Annotated in this window: 1 protein-coding gene; it reads right to left on the bottom strand. The window is 71.2% G+C overall.

The window, feature by feature from the left end:
- Nucleotides 1-389 (bottom strand): S41 family peptidase (locus V5E28_RS49225; RefSeq protein WP_336217218.1); only part of this gene is annotated, 389 nt, incomplete at both ends.

Raw genomic sequence — 389 nt, 5'->3', positions numbered from 1 at the left:
CACCTCGCGGTTGGGCCCCAGGTGGTGTCTGGCGGGGAAGCTCAGCATGGTGTTGTTGGCGAGCAGGTATGGCTGCGCCGGGCCGGAGATCACGCCGGCGGTCCTGGTGCCGACCAGTTGGCCGATGCGCAGGTCCTTGACCGCGGAGCTGAAGTGCTCGCACGCCGAGGCGCAGCTGCGGTCGGTGAGCACTGCCAGCGGCAGGTTGAGCAGCTCGACGGTGTCGTCGGTCCGCGAGGTTTCGCACTTGCCGTCCACGGTGCACTGGTAGGCGGTGACCTTGCCGTGCACGAACGCGCTCACCAGCCGGGTCGCCTCCACGGGGCTGCCGCCGCCGTTGCCGCGCAGGTCCAGCACGACGCCGGACAGCGTCCGGCCGGTGCGCAGCC

Origin of the sequence: Nonomuraea sp. LPB2021202275-12-8 (assembly GCF_037044575.1) — a bacterium.
GTDB lineage: Bacteria > Actinomycetota > Actinomycetes > Streptosporangiales > Streptosporangiaceae > Nonomuraea.
This window is presented reverse-complemented; position numbering and strand designations above follow the sequence as displayed.